The sequence below is a fragment of the Paenibacillus sp. GCM10027627 genome (assembly GCF_042675505.1).
Taxonomy (GTDB): Bacteria; Bacillota; Bacilli; order Paenibacillales; family Paenibacillaceae; genus Pristimantibacillus.
Window position 1 is genome coordinate 174884 of the sequence record NZ_JBHTHB010000004.1, and the last position, 18343, is coordinate 193226.

General features: G+C 40.1%; 14 protein-coding genes. 4 read left to right on the forward strand and 10 right to left on the reverse strand.

What is annotated here, in order from left to right:
• Window positions 1–37: 37 nt before the first annotated feature.
• From ACFQZE_RS15510 to rlmH, 8 genes are all read right to left on the reverse strand, one after another.
• Complete coding sequence (locus ACFQZE_RS15510; protein WP_379358539.1) at window positions 38–655, reverse strand: NUDIX hydrolase; 618 nt, start codon at window positions 653–655, stop codon at window positions 38–40.
• On the reverse strand, window positions 645–1307 hold the full coding sequence (locus ACFQZE_RS15515) for an HAD family hydrolase (protein ID WP_379358541.1): 663 nt from the start codon (window positions 1305–1307) through the stop codon (window positions 645–647). Before ACFQZE_RS15515 ends, ACFQZE_RS15510 begins: the two co-directional genes overlap by 11 nt.
• Before the next feature lie 696 nt (window positions 1308–2003).
• On the reverse strand, window positions 2004–3059 hold the full coding sequence (locus ACFQZE_RS15520) for an HNH endonuclease (RefSeq protein WP_379358543.1): 1056 nt from the start codon (window positions 3057–3059) through the stop codon (window positions 2004–2006).
• Window positions 3059–4792, reverse strand: coding sequence for a restriction system-associated AAA family ATPase (locus tag ACFQZE_RS15525; RefSeq protein ID WP_379358545.1), 1734 nt, complete (start codon window positions 4790–4792; stop codon window positions 3059–3061). Before ACFQZE_RS15525 ends, ACFQZE_RS15520 begins: the two co-directional genes overlap by 1 nt.
• Window positions 4789–6339: a restriction endonuclease subunit S gene (locus ACFQZE_RS15530; protein WP_379358547.1), complete on the reverse strand. Its 1551-nt coding sequence runs from the start codon at window positions 6337–6339 to the stop codon at window positions 4789–4791. Before ACFQZE_RS15530 ends, ACFQZE_RS15525 begins: the two co-directional genes overlap by 4 nt.
• Complete coding sequence (locus ACFQZE_RS15535; protein WP_379358549.1) at window positions 6336–7907, reverse strand: type I restriction-modification system subunit M; 1572 nt, start codon at window positions 7905–7907, stop codon at window positions 6336–6338. The genes ACFQZE_RS15530 and ACFQZE_RS15535 overlap by 4 nt, the downstream gene beginning before the upstream one ends.
• A gap of 1 nt (window position 7908) precedes the next feature.
• Window positions 7909–10707 (reverse strand): type I restriction endonuclease subunit R, encoded by a 2799-nt coding sequence (locus ACFQZE_RS15540; RefSeq protein ID WP_379358551.1) that lies wholly within the window; start codon window positions 10705–10707, stop codon window positions 7909–7911.
• Between the two features lie 225 nt (window positions 10708–10932).
• Window positions 10933–11412 (reverse strand): 23S rRNA (pseudouridine(1915)-N(3))-methyltransferase RlmH, encoded by a 480-nt coding sequence (gene rlmH, locus ACFQZE_RS15545; protein ID WP_379358553.1) that lies wholly within the window; start codon window positions 11410–11412, stop codon window positions 10933–10935.
• 377 nt (window positions 11413–11789) lie between these two features.
• Here rlmH and ACFQZE_RS15550 point away from each other — a divergent pair, with 377 nt between their 5' ends.
• Window positions 11790–13307, forward strand: coding sequence for an alpha/beta hydrolase family protein (locus ACFQZE_RS15550; RefSeq protein ID WP_379358555.1), 1518 nt, complete (start codon window positions 11790–11792; stop codon window positions 13305–13307).
• A 104-nt stretch (window positions 13308–13411) separates the two neighbouring features.
• Here ACFQZE_RS15550 and ACFQZE_RS15555 read toward each other — a convergent pair whose 3' ends face one another.
• Window positions 13412–14236 (reverse strand): hypothetical protein, encoded by an 825-nt coding sequence (locus tag ACFQZE_RS15555; RefSeq protein WP_379358557.1) that lies wholly within the window; start codon window positions 14234–14236, stop codon window positions 13412–13414.
• 211 nt (window positions 14237–14447) lie between these two features.
• On the opposite strand from ACFQZE_RS15555, the gene ACFQZE_RS15560 reads away from it, so the two are divergent.
• Both ACFQZE_RS15560 and ACFQZE_RS15565 read left to right on the forward strand, forming a co-directional pair.
• On the forward strand, window positions 14448–15020 hold the full coding sequence (locus ACFQZE_RS15560; RefSeq protein ID WP_379358559.1) for a hypothetical protein: 573 nt from the start codon (window positions 14448–14450) through the stop codon (window positions 15018–15020).
• Between the two features lie 52 nt (window positions 15021–15072).
• Window positions 15073–15882, forward strand: a complete 810-nt coding sequence (locus ACFQZE_RS15565; protein WP_379358561.1) for an SDR family oxidoreductase — start codon at window positions 15073–15075, stop codon at window positions 15880–15882.
• Between the two features lie 158 nt (window positions 15883–16040).
• Here the strand turns inward: ACFQZE_RS15565 and ACFQZE_RS15570 are convergent, their stop codons facing one another.
• Entirely contained in the window at window positions 16041–17288 is a 1248-nt protein-coding gene (locus ACFQZE_RS15570; protein WP_379358563.1) for an MFS transporter, read from the reverse strand.
• 512 nt (window positions 17289–17800) lie between these two features.
• Here ACFQZE_RS15570 and ACFQZE_RS15575 point away from each other — a divergent pair.
• Window positions 17801–18334 carry a GNAT family N-acetyltransferase gene (locus ACFQZE_RS15575; protein ID WP_379358565.1) on the forward strand — a complete coding sequence of 178 codons (534 nt, stop codon included), beginning with the start codon at window positions 17801–17803 and terminating at the stop codon, window positions 18332–18334.
• The last annotated feature ends 9 nt before the right edge of the window (window positions 18335–18343 follow it).

The following is an 18343-nucleotide window of genomic DNA, read 5'->3' on the forward strand; positions in this document are numbered from 1 at the left end:
CAGTATTTACCTTTAAGTCGTTTTATTATTTTGTTTTTCAATCGAGAATGACTTTCTTTTCTGGATCACGTAAAAACTCAAACATTATTTTAATTTGTTTCAATGTGTTTCTTTCCAATGAAAGCTGGGGCAAAGTATGTTCGTCAAAAAAATCCACTGCACTTGTTTCTAAGCCAGTCTTAGCTTCGCCACCAACAATTTTACATTCTATAAAAAACTTGTATACATGGTAAGGTTCAGGCGGATGATCATGATTTTTTTTATCTAAAACTGCTAGAAGCCGAACAGGAGTAACCGCAAATCCCGATTCCTCCTTAATCTCCTTTACAGCAACTTCACTAGGTGAATGTCCAATATCCGCCCACCCCCCTGGTAGTGCCCAGGCTCCATCAAGTTTTTCTCTTACCAAAAGAATTTTGTTGTTTTTAAAAACAACACCACGTATATCAACCTTTGGTGTAGCATATCCCGTCTCGTTTGCAAAAGAAAGTTTAAGTTGTTGCTTTTCAATTAATGTATAGTTTGAAAGTATATCTATGCTTATTTGTCTAAGGTCCTCATATCGTTCGCTATCATAAGGATCTTTTGTATACGTCAACCCAATCTGGGCTATCGCCTGTATTTGTTTCGCCCATTCCAACCACTTAATCTCCAAAATGTATTTCCTCCGTCTCAAGAAGTTGAATAAATTCAATTGTACTTCTAAAAGTCCTGTCAGGATCGACCTCAAATACTGATGACTGGAAAGTAGATAACCACTGCACAGCAAACGTTCGAACGCCCGCTGCCTTTCCAGCCATGATATCAGCATTGCTATCGCCAAGAAATACAGCGTTATCAGCTTGTATTCCAAAAAAGTCTAATGCTTTTAATATACCTTCTGGATGCGGTTTCGGATTCACTACATCATTCCCAGTTACAACGAGATCGAAATACTTTGTTAAGCTCAGTGCTTCTGATGAAATTTTATATGATTGCTTACTTTTTCCTGTTATAACACCGATTTTTTTACCTTGCTCTTTCAGGAACTCCAATAAAGCAATAATAGAGCTAATTTCAATTGTCTCGGAGTGTCCTTGACCATATAAATCGTAGTATTCTTGAATTGCATGTTGCACAAATTCTTTATTGCGAAAATTTTTTAAAATAATATCATCTTCAGTCGGACCAAACATAGATACTAGTTCGGCATTTGTAACATCTTGTCCATCGTACTTTTTAAAAACTGTTTTAAAAGCAGAAAAAGAAGAGGGTAAAGTATCTGCTAATGTTCCATCAAAATCAAAAAGCACAAGTTCAATAGGCATATTTTTGCTCCTAACTTTTGGATTATACTTAGCATAATAAAGAAGAAGGCATCTTTACTTGCAGTAGGCAGTCTTCTCCTCATGTATATTGAGATACTGCACTTTAGCTTAAACAAGTAGCAGTTCTATCGCGGAAGCTGCGATTTGTTTTAATTAGATATCCTTTTCCTTCCATGTTACCACATTAAGTATCAAGATTGGGGGATTTTTCTTATCCAGCTGAAAAGTCGATGCTATTTCATTAATCTGCCCGTTAGCTCAACTTTTCGCTTTATAATCATGGTGGAATTTGGTGGACAACCAAAAGTTGAGGGTGATTTCCTAAAGTGAAAACAAGTGAAAAATCGCAATGAAAACTACTAAAACCCCATCAATAAAGGTTTTATAGTGCTTCCGAAGTGAACAAAAGTGGAGACGTAAACAACCATCCCTGCTTTGGGGGGGGGGGCGATCACAAAATGACCGAATAAGAATAAACTTGTTCGGTCATTTTTAGTTAAATAATCAACCAATGTCGCTCATTATTAAGTTTTATGCCGTAATATTCCAATCTTTCAGATTAACTACAAGTTCTACTCTCCGCTTTACCACTATTTGTGATACGGTTCTCCGTATCACTCTAAAGGCGAAATAAAGGATACCTACTGTAGGCATCCCTTTAACCAAAAGATGTGATAAATTACCCTCAATTTCTTCTTATGTGAACATATCTAGTGCTGCGCATGCCTCCAAAAATGGTTTACGCAAAAAATTTGTATCTGAATAAGGCGATTTTTGGGCACTTTCTAATCTGATAGATAGAAATTCCATTGGAGATTTATCTCCACATTCATCGATTATTTGATTAAACCAATATATTGCATCAGCACTGCAACACTTTGCTTTATAACGTGCTTCAATACCAAAGAGTTCGTTCCACGTTTTGAGCTCTTCCTCAATGTTTACAGGGCCAAATTTAATAGTTACATCTTGCGGAGTCAATTTTTCAATATCTGCTGAATTAAGTCTTAAATCAATCTCCATAGTATGGAGATTGGGATTAAAAGGATAAAAGGCTTTACGCCGATTTCCATTAATATCGTAAAGTGGATCTTTTGATCCCTTATTACCACTATTGCATTTATTACAAATAGGTGCTAGGTTTTTAAAACTAATTGATGAGAAAGGATATTCACTTTTAGGCAGGTAATGATCATAGGCTTCCCTGGTATGAACATACTCACTATCAATATCATATAATCCACAGAAAGGACATTTGCCTGCACGATTAATCTTTACAAACTCAGTATAATGATCATCAATCAAACCAATTTTATCTGCTAATGCTTTTAGGGAGAGTAAATCTTGCGAGTATAATCGAACAAAAAATACTTTTAGAGCGGATCCAAGATCTTTGTTCATTCGATTTATATCAGAGTATTTTGAAGGCGTAATCGCCAGATTATTCTTACATAAGTTTTCAATGTTGTTGTTTGATTGATACCACAATTTCAATTGGGAGATATCCGCTGGGCTAAGCGTTTTAAATATTGCGAATATCTCCTCCACCTTTGCATTAAAAAAATCACCACCTTGTGTGCTTGAATAGTGAAAAGCTGTCACTACTTCTTTCAACTCCGGTTTATTATCGTACAATTCTAACGAATAGTCTGTAATTGTTGGAGCTTCGCACCAAACCTCATAAAATATATAATCAATAAATTCCTGCATTTTCTCCATACTATGATTGATGTATTGATATGTAAATAGCATTATTCCCTCTCCATACTATCAAGTACTCTTTTTATAAATAATACTTTCTCAACCGAATCTCCAAGCAAGTTATTTACTTCATCAATTAATTCTTGTTTCGCTGCTCCAGCTTCGAATCGCTCTTTAATTTCATTAAGTTGCTTTTCTGCATACCCACCAATGGTTTCAGTTTTACCCAAGGACTTCATAGTAATTTTATTGATTGACGCACCAAGAGTGTTATAATCCGGCCGTGTAACTTCTATCATTTGACTCGCTAATTTGTTAAACACAAGAACATATTCCTTTTTACTATCTGATATTAAAAAGGGAGTATGGGTCGTGATCAACATTTCTCGCATTGAAGAATTCCAATCTTCGCCTTTGAAGCAATTACGAATTCCAGTGATAAACTTTGCTCTCCAGTTGGGATTGAAATGAGTTTCCGGTTCATCGAGAAGAAATAGACACTTTTTATCCTTATATAACAAACATAGCCCTAAAGAGTGGAGATATTGGTGTTCCCCATCTGACAGTGATTTGCTCAGTATATTTGTAGCAACTCCACTCTTTTGTAACCATAAATCCTTAAAACGCATTATACGTTCATCGGAGGGGAGTGTTGGAACGGTTTCATTCACGTATAAGCTTGCAGATTGGTACAGCTCCTTTTTCAACTTCTCGCTTACAGTATAAAGATTGAGAGTAAGAAGAGTCTGAAACGCCTGAAAGAGTTCGATGGCTGATTCAAAATTATGCGCAAAGGCTTCCTTGGTTTCATCATTAACCCAATAATCAAGAAATAGCTCGTCTGCTACAGAATCGTAATAACTGCAGGTAGAGCAATTTTTTAGCCTCCTGATGATTGAATTCAGGTTTTGTGTAATATCAATACGATACTGAATTTCACCATATTCGTCTTCGATAGTCTCCACGATAGTCTTTTGAAAATTAATAGTATCCTCTTGATCTTCGGTAACCTGCATTTTATCCAATTTAATATACTTTCTGATAATGATCCGAAAACTCTTTATATCCTCAACGCCTACTTCATCTTTATACGGCTTTAATAATTCAGTCTTTTGAAGAAGGAGATTGCTTAATACTATAGCCTGATTATATTCACTATTTAGAAATGTAAGCCGACCAGCAGACTTGCTGGAATAAGAACTCTGATGATTAAGATAATCTTTGTACTCATCAAAATGGATAAAGCGCATTTTGAAGAAAGACAAACTCAATATTTCATTTTCACCAGAAGAATAACCTAGCACAAAGTCTGGTAATACTTCTTTGGCTTCATTACTGGTAAGAATCTGCGGAGTTCCAACATCAAACAAATCTCTATTAATCCAATAAATATGAGGTGAATTGCCTCTTTCTTTAACGATCTTAATGTGTGCGTACTCTTTATTCCCTGCGATGTTTAATGTGGGAGGAGCGATAATGAAATATTCAATCTCGAATCCGTTAGGGGATGCAATATCGCTTCGAAAGCCTTGCGGATTTTCTATTTCATCATATTCAAATGATACTGGCCTGTAATTGAGATACATGCATTCGATATGATAAAAAATCGCGGCCAATACTTCCAACACATTAGATTTACCGCTGCCATTTGGGCCTGCCAGTATATAAGGATTAAATTCATCAACCTCAGCATAATTCCATTCGCGCAGAAAATGAACCTCAAAACCAGCTTGCAGACTTCTAAAGCCCATGGGATCTGTTATTTTTAAACGTATCAGTCTCATATATTAACCCTTAACATTATTTTATTTTCGACTTTTCCTGATTCATTTTTAACTTCGACTAAAGTTTGCGACAATAGCGGGCTTGTCCCTCCCAGCATTTCATAAATTTGATCTTTTAAATCTCCATAGTTGGGCATCACCTCAAACGAAGCTTTTTCAAGTTTTGCCATGAGAGAGTCAAAGCTAAACGCTTGACCTTTCATAGATAGAATAGTTTTCATTAACTCGGCTTCCGAGTATATTTTTGAATCAATAATTTCACTATCCAGAGGTGGTATTTTCATTCTCTCCTCTTGAAGTTCTTCGTTTTCTGTTTCCACCAGAACCTTGCTCAAATCCAATTCACCTTTAAATGCTTGTCTACTAAGCGAACCGTAGAGGTTTTCCAGTTCAATTAGACTTAGAGTATATCTTGCTTTAAGATTCTCAATCTTTTTAACAATGGAGGCGAATCTGTTTTGAAGAGTGAGGTCTGGTAAATTAAGTTGCAACTTTTTAAAATCACCCAAGGAAAATCTTTTTCGTGTACCTTTTACTGTGATTTTTTTTATTATTTTTTTCCCTAAGTCTGAATTAATGAAATTACATAAATATACTGGATTTACTATTCTATAATTTAATCTTAACCGAATTACATCTTGAGTGATTATTGCTGTTTTCATTTTTTCATCACACACTGCAGCAATTCCGGGAGGATCCCCTACTTTCGCAATTAATAAATCTCCCGGAATAATGTGACAGTTAGGCAGTGAGGATGCTTTTTGTGGAGTAACAAATACATTACTTTTCCACTCAAGATATCCATTTTTAATATCTCTAATGTAAATAACCGGAATACCATTTTCAGAGTTTAATTCTGAAGTAAGTAAATCGCTCCCAAATGGTCCATTTGAAAAGGTACCTTTTCCATCAGCTTTTAAGTCATCAAAAATATATGGCTTTCCGTGGCGGGAAATAACATCCCTAAACATTTCCACAAAGGTACTCTTCAAGAATTTATCCAACGCCTTGATGCTCTCTTTGCGTTTGGCAATAAGCCTTTCCACCCGAGTGAGAACAGTTGCAATGCGGATTTGATCTTCATATGCTGGTAAATCAAACTGGATTTTATCTAAATTACTTCTAGAGATTCTCTTTCGTGTAGTACCAGTGGTGTAGGTATTTATTCTATTTCGAAAATCAGAGTTATTAATAAGGTCTTTTAAATACTCATTGAAAATGATTTTTGAATTAGGTCTTAGTATACAAACATCGACGACTGTAACACATTGCCTTTCATCTCCGGGGAAAATACATGCTCTACCTAGAGGGTCTGGCATTCGAGCAATTAACAGATCCCCTTTTTGCAAGAAAGTACATTTAAGCTTGAGAGCCATTTTCTTTGTTAAAAATCTATTTGATTTATTTAAAAAGATGCCGTCCCCAATATCCGCCAGTTGAATAAGACGTACTTCTCCGTGTGGGTCTTGGTCTTTGCTTTCAATCCAATCACCATCAATAAATACGCCATTTTCAGCAATAATATCACTTAATGTTACACTTTTCATTTTACTCCTAACATCTCCTCAAGCTCAATCAACTCCGAATCAATTTCGCTCTCTATTGTCTTGAGCTTGGCAAGAATCAATGAAGGATTTTCATAAACGACCTCTTCAATCACATCATCTCTGTATCTACTAATAGAGAGATCATATTTCTCTTTCACGATGTCAGACTTGGGTACAAAGAAAAACTTTTCTTTGCGGTCGCTTGCCCTTTCCTGATTACGCAACTTATATTGCGTTACAATATCTTGTAGATCTCCATATCCATCAAGTTTTGTCCGCCTGTCGTCCAGGCTATAGCCATCGCTGTGCATATCGTAAAACCAGGCATTCTTGGTCTCACCGCCTTTTGTGAAAATCAAAATAGCAGTACTTACTCCTGCATATGGTTTGAATACCCCACTCGGCATGTTGATAACTGCTTTAAGTTCACATTTCTCAACAAGTATTTTCCTTGCTTCAACAAAGGCCTTACCACTACTAAACAGAACTCCCTGCGGTACAATCACCCCTGCTGTTCCACCCATTTTGAGCAGATTATAAATATTCTCCACAAATAAGAGCTCCGTCTTGGTAGTTCCCAATTTAAGGGATTCGTTGATATCTCCCTTATCAATACTACCGGTAAATGGCGGATTGGCCATAATAAACTCATACTGATTAGACTCGGTATAGCCCTTACTCAATGTATCTTTATAATCAATGTGAGGGGTGTCCACACCATGCATCATCAAGTTCATCAACCCCAACCGCACCATGGTGATATCTATATCGTAGCCATATAAGCTGTCATTCAGAATATCTCTAACTTCTTTTGTTAAGACTCCGCTCACGGAATTACGAATAAATCCATCTTCGTCTGGCTGAAGATTCTTCTTATTCTTATCAAGCTGGGTTACGATATACTGATACGCCCCAAGCAGAAAACCACCAGTTCCGCAAGCAGGGTCGGCAATGCGGTTCCCCAGTTGAGGTTCAACCAATTCGGCAACGAGCTTAATAATATGTCGTGGTGTTCTGAACTGTCCGTTTTTACCGGCTGAGGCAATTTCCGAAAGGAGCATTTCATAGACATCCCCTTGAATGTCCTGAAAAGCCTGGCCACCTTCGTCGGCATCTTTCTCAATCTCTGCAAATATTTCTTCAATGGTGGAAATTGCTTCTACTAGCAAAGCTGGCTTAGGGATAAGAAAGACCGCATTCTTCATGTGATGGGTGAATGCTGATTCATCGCCATTCAACATTTTCAAAAAAGGGAATACCTTTAACTGCACATGATTAAGCATTTCTTCGGCCGGCATTCTTCTGAAATTGCTCCAACGAAGAGTCTGCTTATCCACCTTCTGATCGGTGCCAGGGAGTGTAAATTCTCCAGCAAATTTGGAGATATACTCTTCCTCCGTAAATTCGGCATCAGATATTCGCTTCAGGTCAAGATCATCCAGTCGCTTCATAAAAAGTAGATAGGTAATTTGTTCAATGGCAGTAAGAGGATTGGATATACCGCCGCTCCAAAATTTATTCCACAGCTGATCAATTTTACTTTTTAGTACTGAGTTGTTTTGTAACAAATTATGCTGCCACCTTTTTTGTAAGTTCTATAATCTCGTTGATTTCTGCCGTGGTAAACAAGCCACGGATTCCTTGTGGGTGCAATACTGTAAAGGGAGATTCGATCAGATCACGCCTTTGCACGGTCTCTTTCTCCAATATAAATTCCTTTAGCAGATTTAGGAAATCTAGTTGACGGGAACTTAGATTCGTATGACTATGGATGAATTGATCGAAGGCCTTGGATACTGTGTCAGGGAAACTTTCCAGTATCTCTAGCCCCAAGATATGCCTAATGAACTGAATAAAGTTCGCTTTACGATTTTTGTACACGTTCTTAAGTAAATCTTCGGTAATATGTGGATGCTCATGATGCAATACTGTGGCAAGCTCCTGTGCCTCTTCCTCTGTAATCTCTATTCCTTCTTTAATCTTTCGTAGAATGTGGTTACTTTCAGTAAGCTCCATAATGAGCTCTTCCACCATTTCGCGATACTTAGTGACACTGACTGCTGAATGTTCGGGACCGAATTCCACCATTTCTTTTGTCTTGAGCGCATCGATAAAGTCATACTGAGCAAGTCTGAGAGGTTTAATATTATTATCACGATATTTCATAAGAGTAGATAACCTTATAGCAAGTTCATCAAATGTTTCGTCTGTTGCCGTTGCCCAGTAATGATTTGTTTGAGCAAGCTTAATGATAGCCTCTTCACTGGCAACAATATTAATCGATAGTGGAAGTTCGCCAATCAATTCGATGATGTTATCCTTTAATGTTTTAAATTTCTCTTGTTCGTTAGCCAAGATCGCCAGTGATGCTTCAAGTAGATCTTTCTGGAATCGCATAGCCTTAAAATCCGTTTGCGAAACCGTTCTAAATAGTGGTTTTATGGTAGTACGCAAGAATTGAATTTTGTCATGAGTTAATTTTGTCCAGAAATTATCATCCTCTATTATGTGCAAATCCGTGGCTGATTCCTGAATAACCACTGAGCTTTTTGGGAGATCCTTTATTTGTAATCGAAGCTTTTTGATCTCTTTCTCAGCAATGCCATCGTTATGCAAATCGAGTGACGTTTCAATCTTATCAAGCCTAATACCTACAAAAAGTACAGGGAGCGGAATTTGAACAGTAGGTTCTTTACCTTCTGGATTTATCTTGAAATATTCAAAATTGTCCCAGCAATCCAGAATGAGGAACCTGTCCTTTTCTGTGCACCAAGGCTTTATTTTATTTGATTCTAATAATCGAGTCCCACGGCCAATCATCTGCCAGAACTTGGTATAAGAATACACCGGTTTAGCGAATACTAGATTAACCAATTCTCTAATATCAATTCCTGTATCCAACATATCAACACTGAGGGCGATGCGAGGCATATCGTTATTGGAGAACTGGTCAAAGAGTCCGCCCTTCCCATAAACACGGGGGTCATCAGAAACAAGCACCTTAGCCAATTCACCTGCATATTCCGGGTAAAGTGAGTCAAATATTTCCTCGATCCGCCGAGCATGAGACTTAGAAGAACAGAAAAATATAGTTTTTCCAGGCAATACACCGTTAGTATCCTTGATTGATTCTTCCATGAACTCTTTCACAATGAGCGAATTGGTCCCTTTATTGATAACCGTCTTCTCCAACTCAGTGCCTTCGAAATTGATCTCTTCAACCTCTTTACCTTCAAGAATTAATCGCTTTTGATCTTCCAAGGAGATCGTCCGTTTGCTAATACCTTCATACTGAAACTTGGTTTGTATCTTCATTACTTGAAAATTACACAAATAAGGCGGAATGTTATTAACTGCCTCCTCATACGTGTAAGCGAAGGTTGGCAGACCATCGTCACAGTTGAATAGCTTGAAAGTGTTGTGGTCAATGATATCTGTTGGAGTTGCAGTTAATCCAAGGCTTATGGCCTTGAAATAATCAAGCACTTCTCCGTAAGTGTTATAAATAGAGCGATGACTTTCATCAATTACTATCAAATCGAAGAAATGAGGTGAGAGGTTATTGCCCTCTTCCCTAATAATATTGAGCATTGTAGGATAGGTTGAAATATAGATACGGCGATCTTTCGCAATTAGCTTCTCACCGACCTTTGGCCAACGAGGTTCATTAGGTAAGTGTTCCTTGAAAGCAGCTAGTCCCTGCTCTCGTAAAGCTATTCTATCCACCAGAAATAACACTCGTTCAGCATGCCCTGCACGCATTAGAGCATCCACAAGGGCAACACAGGTTCTTGTTTTCCCGGTTCCGGTGGCCATCACCAGAAGAAAACTCCGTTGTTTTTTCTCTATTCCTTCCATCACTGCACGAATCGCACGAATCTGATAATCTCTTCCGGCGATTTCAGTGTTTATTAGCTCATCAGCAAGTGGTTTTCTGTGTTCCCGGATATATTGAAATCGCTCTAAATCATCTCGACTTGGAAAGCCAACTACTTTTCTGGGTGGGTAATTCTCCAAGTCCCAGAAATGAATCTCAAGACCGTTTGTATAAAAACAGAACGGGAGTTTGCCACCATATTGTTTCTGAATGTTGTAACAATACTGTTTAGCCTGTTCCCTACCGTTCGAAGCGTCTTTGGAAGTCTTTTTAGCTTCAACAACGGCCAGCGGTCTCCCATCTCTCCCCAGCAGTACATAATCACTATAATGATGAACTTCATAAGGCATTTTCGCTTCTGCTACACCCTCATCTAGTGGCACAGAAATATCAAACTCCTGTTTAACCTGAGCAAGATTGTTTACATCCCAGCCTGCAGTGTAGAGTTTTGCATCAATTAGTTCTTTTCGAGTTTCTGCCTCAGTTTTCACGGTTTTTCTGTACCCCCATCTTGGGATTTAACTTGCCTGAAAACCTAATGAATATAGATGGTTAGCTATGATTACTTCCGATATTTGCACGTTTGAAATGATGATTAGAACAACCACACAATAAAGATACTTCACAACTTTAGTTTATCAAAACAATACACAATTCTCTACATGATTACATTTTTTTCAATTGTATCCGGCATAAGATTTCTAGGATTTTTCGCCCTACTTATGATAAGGCTCCCCCCGATTAATCTTCACCGCCCGATAAATCTGCTCCACCAACACAAGTCTCATCAGTTGGTGCGGCAATGTCATTCTTCCAAAAGAAAGCTTAGACTGTGCCCTACGCATAACAGCGGGCGACAGCCCCACCGAACCGCCAATAATAAACACAATATGGCTCGTCCCATAAGTGCCGAGCTTATCCATATGCTCCGCCAATTCCTCGCTCGACCACAACTGCCCGTTAATCGCCAGCGCCACCACATGAGCCTCCGGTTTCACATGTGCTAAAATACGCTCGCCCTCCCGCTCCTGCACCTGCAGAAGCTCAGCGTCGCTCATATTTTCTGGCGCCTTCTCGTCGGGCACCTCAATGGCCTGAAACTTCACATAAGGAGCCAGACGTTTGCTGTACTCCGCAATCCCTAGCACCAAATACTTCTCTTTCAACTTTCCTACAGTAATTAATTGAATAAGCATATTTCCCGAATCCCCATTCTGATCGTATCTATTTAAAGACAACTGCCTGCAAATCCACTATAACTCCAAATTGTCTTGCCATCACCAGCTAGTGTACCCGAACCTTCCCGACTAGTCTATGTACTCCCCCTGCCTCAGGTAGAAATTACAAAAACGTCATCCCAATGTAAGGTGAATCGATAGTTCATTTCAAGCCGACAGAGTACGATCAAAAGGAACGTTCAAGTCAGCAGAATGCACAACAGAAAACTAACACAAGTCTTCATTAAAAATATTTACAAGTACGTAACCATCAACACGCTCTCAGAAATTCGTTTCAACGCAAGCCAAACACCCACCACACACCTTATTTACAAAGGTGACAAAGGAGATCCCCAATGAGACTATTCGAATTCCTGCTTCTTCTCTCAAACGCATCCTGGCTAGCCTCCTCCATTCTGCTTCGCAACCGAGCGAAAAGGATCGCTTTAACGGCCACTAGCGTGATGAGTCTCGTGCTGCTCGTCGCCCATCTATCCGTCGAAGGCTACAGAATCCAGCTCTTTTTAGCCTACACCATCACTATCCTTACTCTAAGCGCAACCAACTACTCCTATTTCAAAAAGCCCGCTGCCCGCCAAACACCGCGATTTATAAAAGGCTTCGCCTACACCGTCACGTTTATCATGCTGGCAGCTACAGCTGGATTCATGTACGCTTTTCCTTTCTTCAAGCTGCCAGAGCCAACAGGCCCGCATCTCGTAGGCACGCAAATCTTCCACCTGACCGATTCCAGTCGGGAAGAAACATTCGATGCCGCAAAAAAAGGCAATCGCGAGCTCATGGTCCAAATTTGGTACCCTGCCCAACAAACAAAAGGTGCCCCCGCCCCTATGATCGGACAAACAGCTCTGCTTAAGGAAGAGCCGCTATCCAAAACAGTCGGCTTTCCTTCTTTTATAATGAACTACTTGAAGGACATCCCCAGCCATTCTTACGAAGGAGCCGAGGTCTCAACATCAAGCCCTACTTACCCAATTATCCTTTTAAATCACGGATACAAATCTTCGCGCATCTATCACACCTCGCAAGCTGAGCATTTAGCGAGCAATGGCTACATTGTCGTATCTATTGACCATACGTACAGCGCTTTTGCCACTGTATTTCCCGACGGTAGAATTGCCCCCATGAAAACGGATGAAAATAAAATTCGCGATACGGAATATCGGAATATGGTGGGTAAAGTGTGGACAGACGATATCTTTTTTGTACTCGATCAGTTGGAACTGTGGAATAACGGAAACGTCCCGTCTCCATTAAAAGGAACGTTCAATTTAAAAGGAAGACTCGACCTCGCAAATGTCGGCGTAATGGGCCATTCCTATGGCGGCGCTGCCTCATATGACGCTGCTTACAACGATCGAATCAAAGCGGGTATTAACTTAGACGGCGCACTCTACCGCTACCATAACCGTCAAGGAATCACCAAGCCGTTTCTATTCCTGCTCTCGGAGGGCACGTATAAGCAATTTGATGAAAGAAGCCAACATCCCGTTTACACAGATGCAGAACTTATCAACATGGGGATAAGCAGAGCAGAAGCTGAAGAAGAAGCAGTAACTGCGGAGCTTCAAGTGGAGCATTTTGCTAATGCAGCCCGCTACGGCGGCCAAGCCCTATATATAGACGGGATGGAGCATTACAATTTTGCCGATGTTCAATACATCACTCCGCTCCTTCGTTACATCGGAATGGCCGGCAGCATTAAACCGCAACGAGCCTCTTCCATCGTGAACGAATATTCGTTGGCGTTTTTTAACAAGCACCTAAAGGGAGAAGCAGACGATTCATTCACTATGCTAAATAACAATTTTCCAGAAGTGAAATTAGCTAGATTTAAAACTCACTCCCGTTGACTTGTTCTATCACAGCGAGAGCCTTCACCTTCTGCACAAAAAGTACCGTTTTATAGATAGATACCTAAACGGCATCCATCTGCTAAAACGGTACATCGTTTCATTCAGTCCAAAGTAAAGTTGTACGAAGAAAACTCCTTTTTATAAAGTTCTGACCTTTGTTTTACTACGGTTAAGGATTTAATAATCAAATTATTTTGCAGTCTAAGGTAGTCCGTATAAAGAACAAATTTGCCCCCTTCAATGTCTTCAGCAACACCCGTGTTTGCTAATATTACTTTGTATTTAATACCTTCCAAATAGGTCATTTTAGAAGCTACACATATATTGTGCAACCTCATATTTTCGAAGTATTCGGGCATGTCCTTGTCTTGAAAAGGTAAAGATTCCATTGTCATTATTTCTTCATTCATAGTTGTGCTCAACTCTTTTAAATCCGCTATAGCTTTTTCAATAGTGTCTTCGTTCATCATTTTTAAATCCTGATTAAACGAAGAAAACGGGTCTTTGATTTTCACAAGTCGTGCTTGAAGCATCTGATCGAAGTGATTCACCATCATGCTGTATTCTTTTAATTCAGCTTTTAGCTCATTAATTAATTTTTCCGAGTAGCTCGTAAGCTCAGGAACCTGTTTGTTAATATTCTCAAGTTCCTTCAACCTATCGGCAGCCGATTGAATCGAGGATATTTTTTCAATTTTAAATACGTCATCCTGTTTAATTCTAGTTAATAAAGCTTCTGCCATTGCTTGGTCTGCATTTTGTAACACGGAGTACTGCTTATTAAACTGGTCATAATGTTTGGTTTGAAATGCGTTATTCGCCAAGCTCGAAACTTTTTCAACGTTTACTTTTTTGAAGCACGAAATAGCCATTATCGCAAGAAGCACCATTAGAACACCGATCATTATGACTTTAGACTTATGCAAAAAATCCACCTCTCAAATTATGTATTTATTACCATTATTAAATAAGGATTCTATCATAAAAGGAATCATCACACAATATTCCAAACAAATGGTTCCTCTCTCTCAAAATCAACTTAATATTTACATTTCTTTAAGGCAGCTGATATGCTGCATAAACAAACGTTTCCTCGTATACATAATTGCAAAGCTAATCTTATCCCTGAGGTGAACAATGAAGAAGATCATGACACTCATAATCATTTTGTTTGCCATGGGCAGCCAACTAGGCTGCCAAAGCAACGGCCCTACCTACCGTTCAGAACGGTCTGACATTTTGGAAGCAATCGGATCCAAGAACTTTAGTCAGAAGCCGCCTACCGACTTTACCGTGACAGCAACGATTGAGCTTTCCAAAGAAGAGAATGCAGATATGATCGTATACGAGGTAACTGTTGATCAACCTAAGAAAACAATGAACAATGTCATTCTCTCCTTCTCCCTTGACCCTAAGATGCTGCCAAAGTTAAATACAAGTCATGTTTTTCAAAGCACGATCCTTAATGAAGAACCTGTTCTCTTAGCGCCAAATAGCGAATTAGAAGGGTCCGTTTTCACTAGATCATTTGCCTTAGATCCTAAATTAATTGACCAACACATGATAAACATATACAAAACCGTGTATATCAAAGTTTCCTACACCGAGAATGGGGAAAGAATATCCGAGTTTATAAAGCTAGATGCTGTACCTACTATTGAAATTGAAAACTATTTAATCTTGAGCTTGAATGAAAGAGCAACATCGTAATCATCCCCTTGTGATATAACTATCCATGAAATCTAATCAAGGGGATGAGGACATGAATCATGAGGTTAAAAATTATGATACGATAAGCCACGATGATTCGGGCAAATTGAAAGGAAAAGTCGCACTGGTAACTGGAGCTAGCCGTGGAATTGGCCGAAGCATCGCGCTGCGGCTCGCGCAAGAAGGAGCTTTAGTTGCCGTACACTATGGTAGCAGGCAAAATGAAGCCGAAGCAGTCGTTAATGAAATTGTCCAACTTGGAGGCGAAGCGTTTGCAATCGGAGCCGACCTCAGCAAAGTTAATGGCATCAATCATTTATACGAAGCATTAGATGAGGCTCTACTGAAACAAACGGGCAGCAATCGTTTTGACATTCTAGTCAATAACGCCGGAATCGGCCAAATCGTAACTCTAGAAGAGACGACGGAAGCCTCGTTTGACGAGGTCGTGAACATAAATGTAAAAGCTCCGCTTTTTGTCACTAAGCAAGCATTGCCGCGCCTCCACGACGGAGGTCGCATTATCAATCTTTCTTCTTTCGTTACACGAGTCGCTTCCCCTAGTGTATTTACCTACAGCATGTCGAAGGGAGCGGTCGACACCTTGACCCGTCTTTTGGCCAAGCAGCTTGGCAGCCGTCAAATAACAGTCAACGCCATCCAGCCTGGCATCATTAACACAGAGATGAACGCCGGGACTTTGCAAGATCCTGAGGGGCCAACCTATGCCGCAGGACTGTCCATTTTCAAAAGGTGGGGTGAACCAGGCGACATCGCGGATATTGCCGCCTTTCTCGCCTCCTCGGACAGCCGCTGGATAACCGGCCAATTGATCGATGCCAGCGGCGGTTCCAGCCTGTAAGCCTCGGCATTAAAATCAACAAAAAACACCCACAACGCCTAAAGCCATTACTCAGGCTCCCCCGTTGCGGGTGTTCTCTTTTTCAAACTATCCCCGTGTGCAAAAAAAAAGGCCGACCACTTACTCGCCAGCCTTTCCTTATCTATTAACCCCCGTACTTACTCTTGTACGGCTTCCGCAACTGTCGGCTTCCCGGCCTCAATCAATCGTTTGTTGGTCACAAAGAACGTGGCTAAAACGATGATTAACACCCCTGTGCCCATTAGTATCCATTCAATTTTAATGACATCTGCCAGCGGGCCAAAGATGAGCATTCCCATTGGCATCATCGAAGTCGAGATCATCCCGAATACGCCGAAAATCCGGCCCATGTAATTCGGGTCTACCTTCTCCTGAAGCAAGGTTGTTGTTGGCGTGTTCCCGATTGGCATCGCTACGCCGAATAGTCCCATAAACACTAAGTACGCCCAAAAGATTGGAGTGACGCCAAGCAACAATGTACAAACGCCCATAATAAAGTTAGACACGGCCATCGTATACACTTTATTGCGGAAGCCGCCCCATGAGGCAATAATAGCCCCGCCAGCCATCATCCCGACCGAAAACACAATTTCGATAGCTGTTAATCGCCAATATTCATCTCCGAAAGTCCGAGCCACTTGCAGCGGTGTCAGAAACGCAGCCGGAGCCAGCAATACAAAGAAAAAGGCGAAGAAGATAAAGAAGGGCTTCAAAAAGCTATGAGATTTGATGTAGGACAATCCTTGCTTAAAATCATCCAAATAGCTTGTTGTTTGTTGATCAGCCGCCTTTTGATGCAGCGGTATTTTAAGGAAGAAAAACAAAGTAAAGATCGCCAGCGCTGCGGTCACAACATCAATAAAGAAAATAATTTCAATCGTTGCCACAGAAAGCAGTGTCGCGCTGACAATCGGTGCAACAAACATCATCAGCGCCTGAAGCGTTCCGTTAATTCCGTTAACCTTGATCAGCTTATCCTCAGGTACAATTTGCGGTAAAATCGCTCCCACTGCAGGCGTTTGAATACCTGCCCCGAGCGCGCGGACAGCGGCGATGACAAACAGCAGCCAAGGCTCGTTATATCCTAGCAAAAAGGTAATCGCCAAAATCAATGTCACAATAGCGATCATGGCGTCTGCGATCATAATCAAGTTTTTTCGGTTAAAACGATCCGCCCATACGCCCGCAAATGGAGAAAGCAAAAACGTAGGGATAAACCCGCAAATAATAAACAGCGTCATCATAAGTCCCGATTTTGTCGTCAAAGTGACGTACCACATAATGGCGTATTGTACTAGCGCGGAACCAAACAATGAAATCGTCTGACCTGTCATAAAGAGAATAATATCTCTTTTCCAATTCTTTTTTCCTTTAATCCCTGTCATTTCTTGCACCTTTTACACCTTTCTTAAGCTAAATTTGAATAGTCGGGGCCTGTACTCCTAGAAGTGAATTACTATCAATCATTCCCAAATTCCCCCTAACTAATTCTATCATTTAAATACCATTATGGCAGAAAGAAGATCCGCCGATTTCTTATAAATTGCTGTAAAAGATGGTTGTTGTTAAATCGCTGCTGTTACCTTTAATATGTCGCTGCACGATCTGTATTCAGATTTTAAAATCGCCATTAGATATAAGGACCCAAAAGTCAGCCGCCTTTTAAGTTTACAAGTCGCAAATCTTCCAACTCTTACAATATCACTCCAATAGAATTATTGTATAGTGCAGCATCATTAACCAATAATCCAGCGATTCATTATAGCGCTTGCATCCAAAATATGAACTGAATTATGATATATGAACTGTAGAGGCATTTGTATTATCAAAGTTCCTGCATGAGAGGGAATGTTTTTTAGAATAATAATCGTAATTTTTGAGAACAGGAGGCTGAAAATTGACCATTCAAATAAGAATAGAACGAACGGACGACTATGCCGTGACGGAGACCGTTATCCAAAGCGCATTTTTGAACGAAGAATTTAGCGATCAAAAGGAACATCTGCTTGTTAGCCGACTCCGTAAATCGGATGCATTTATCCCAGAGCTGTCGCTCGTCGCGGTAGACACGAATGATGAAATTGTTGGCCATATCCTTTTATCCAAAATAAAAATTGTAGACGGTTCAAACGCTGCCGAATCTTTGGCGCTCGCACCCGTTTCCGTTTCCCCTGAACATCAGAGTCAAGGAATCGGGAGTCAATTAATTCGAGCTGCGTTACAAAAGGCAGCCGAGCTTGGGCATCGTTCGGTTATTGTTTTGGGCCACTCCGATTATTATCCTAAATTCGGCTTTAAGCCGGCCAGCCAGTGGAATATAAAAGCTCCATTCGAAGTGCCGAACGAAGCCTTTATGGCTTTAGAGCTAACGGACGGCTCACTCGAACATGTAACGGGTGTTGTTCAATATTCGCAAGCATTTTTGGATTAAATGCCGAAG